Genomic DNA, 3,102 nt, shown 5'->3' on the forward strand with positions numbered 1-3,102 from the left:
TATAAGATTAAAATAAATATAAAAAAAAGAATTTTAAATAAAGACAATTATAAAATCAATTTAAAAAAACATGAAACAATAATTTAGTAATAATTAAAAATTTAAAAGTTTAAGATTGGAGCTGTTGTAAATTCCAAAATATTGTCTCCTTTAAAATTAAAGATCCAACTTTTACCGTATGACTCATTAGTTGGTTTGATTTCGTCCTTACACTCCCTTTTTATAAAATTAACAGTAAGAACAGCATTTGATTTTTCAAATCTATAGATTCCAGGTCTAATCATGGTAATTTTACTATCAATAAAATGTTCCAACCTAGGAATAATTTCATCATCATTTAATTTCTCGTGAATATTGAACTTGTGTAATAATTCAACATATTTATTTACCAATTTATCCCCTCCGCAATTAAATGACTTTAATCTTCATATAGAAAATAGTTTAAGAACTAATATAAAGGTTTTGATTTTTAATTTAAGTAAAATAATACAAATTAATATTTGATTATGAAAAATCTAAATATTGTTTAAATATTTAAGAATTTAATATAGAGAAAATTAATAATTTTTAAAAAAAATTAAAAAATAAAAAAAATAGATTTTAAGGGGAAAACAGTAGATTTTAACTGAAAATAACCAAAAAATAAATAGAATTAAAGGCTTTAAACCATTTTAAAAAAAGTTTAAAGAATTGAAAAATTATAAAAAATTAATTTTTATATGCTTTTGGAATCTTTACAACTATAGGTTTAGGAGATAATAAAACATCCTCATTAATTATAAAGTGAGTTGTTAAAATAGATTCATCCCCTTTCAGATTAATTAATTTATTTTTCCAATCCTTAGTACTATTTTCCAGTGATTTTATAGATTTATAATTAGAATCTATGCAATTAGCGTATGATTTGAAATAAATTCTATCTTTAATTGAATTTAACATGTCAAAAGAGTTTTCCTCTAACAAACCATTTATTAAAAATGCAATAGACCAGCCATATTCTTTACCTCTATCTAAAATAGTCTTCATGATTGAATTTATAGAAAAGTCAATATTATCTGCATCATCTAAAACCATGAAGAAAGGAAATTCCCATAAACCATTCATTAATCTATAATTCCAAAGATCATTTAAAATAACATCATAAACAAACCTTTGAGTAGAATCTTTATATGAAGAGATATCTATTATCTTAACTTTACCTGACAAATCGTTTAAATAGGACCAATCAAATTTTCCACTGTTATTGAATGGGTCGTCTTCAAAAAGATCATTTAATATATCAACAATATTATCCGCCTTTTCAAATTTTAACTCATTTTTCAATTGTTTAAGATTAAGATTCTTATGTTTAGCCAATGCTTTAATTGTAAATATATAGAGATCTTTAAGGACACTAGATTTAATTTCAGGATATATATTAAAACATGTTAAGACAAATCTTCTTGCAACTGAGGAATCTGACTCCTCAACAAAACCCTCTTCACTATATTCAAAATATCTTCTAAATGGATTGAAATTGACTTTATCCTTATGTTTATGTTCATTATTCAAATTAGGATTAAAGGATTTTTTACTTGCCACCTTCATTACATTATCATAGACTTCCTGAGGTAAGTCCTGGTATTTTTCACCAACCTTCCTTAGAATTTTTTCATTAATTCGATCCTTATTATCTGGTTTTTCAATAGATTTTGCTGAAATCTTAACACTTCTTGAAACTTTGCCCGGTATTAATTCTTCCAAATCATCAAAATTATGATTTGCATCTATTACAACAGACGGGATATTTTTATTTGATAAATCAATAATAAAGTTCTTAATCAATTCAAACTTATATGGGGAATCACCTTCTAGAATAATGTTTTTATTATCAAGTTGAGGATTAACAAATTCCCAATAAAAATTATGGTCAGTCCCAGGTACTGTTCCTATAAAAGGTCTGACATTAATAATAGGATCTTCTTTATTTCTAAACTCTTTAGCTTTAATCTCATCTATCACATTACCATGAAAGTCAAAGATATAACCTTCACTTGGCATATCCTCATAAGGTTTTGTAATATTTTCATATGTTTTATTACTAAAATCAATAGTTAATATATATGTATCATTTTCAAATTGCCAAAGATGTTGTGATAATTGTTTTACTTTAGAGGACAAATAATTAGATAATATAGGAATTGACTCATCATATTCTAATTCTTCGTTAATACCTAATTTATGCAAAAGTTCAATTGTTTCATTTTCCATAACTTATCACGTTCTAATAAAATATCAATAATTATATAAATAACACTATTATTTAAACCTTATCTAAAAAAAGAGTAATTTTAAAAAATATTTAAATAAAAATCCTAAAAATAGATAAATCTTATAAAGTCATCAAAAGAATAAAATGAATATGGAGCCATAAAAACGGGGAAGAGTAATAAAAGGCTCCTTATCCAAAAAAATAGGTGTAAAACCATTTTTAAAATTAACAAATGATATTATACAAATTCGAAAACACAAAATTTTATAATATCTATTGTTATATAACATTTAAACATTATTTAAAATTTTCGAAGTGATTTTGAAAGAAAAAATTTTTAAATAGGTTATATATTGATAAAAATATCATGAAAATAATGAAAATATTCTAGATATTTTAAAAAAGAATATATAAAATTTTAAAAAAAAATTACATTTAAAACTTTAAAGAAAATTAGCTATAAACCAATAGAAATAAGAGATCAATTTTAAAATGGATTAACCGAAATTGTTAAAAAAAAGAATAAAAAAATATAACAATGTTATATAATGATCTGTAAAAAAAAGCTAGCAGCGAAATGAAACTCCCGTAGATATCTCCACAGTACTAAACAAAACGTAACAGACTTTACTTCTGAGATCGAAACGAGATCAGGTGTAGCCCTGTCACTATGACCGCTAAGCTAATTTTTATAAGCATAATAATATATTAAAATAATAGTATATAAACCTTTCTTTTTCAAAAGGCATTCTTTACATTTTCACCCTAACTGTTTACATTTAACCATAATATATTGATAAAAGAAAATAGGAACACATCCTACCTTAAACACAACAACACATATCCACTAC

Annotated in this window: 2 protein-coding genes and 1 rRNA gene; all 3 read right to left on the bottom strand. The window is 23.7% G+C overall.

Annotation, left to right across the window (positions count from 1 at the left end; genetic code table 11):
• Positions 1–101 precede the first annotated feature (101 nt).
• Positions 102–392, bottom strand: coding sequence for a hypothetical protein (locus ON24_RS03860; RefSeq protein ID WP_016358221.1), 291 nt, complete (start codon positions 390–392; stop codon positions 102–104).
• A 316-nt stretch (positions 393–708) separates the two neighbouring features.
• A complete protein-coding gene (locus ON24_RS03865) occupies positions 709–2,250 on the bottom strand; it encodes a hypothetical protein (protein ID WP_040682026.1) in 1,542 nt (513 codons plus the stop codon).
• A 565-nt stretch (positions 2,251–2,815) separates the two neighbouring features.
• A 5S ribosomal RNA gene (gene rrf / locus ON24_RS03870) occupies positions 2,816–2,933 on the bottom strand.
• Positions 2,934–3,102: the final 169 nt, after the last annotated feature.

Source organism: Methanobrevibacter boviskoreani JH1 (assembly GCF_000320505.1).
GTDB classification, from domain to species: domain Archaea; phylum Methanobacteriota; class Methanobacteria; order Methanobacteriales; family Methanobacteriaceae; genus Methanarmilla; species Methanarmilla boviskoreani.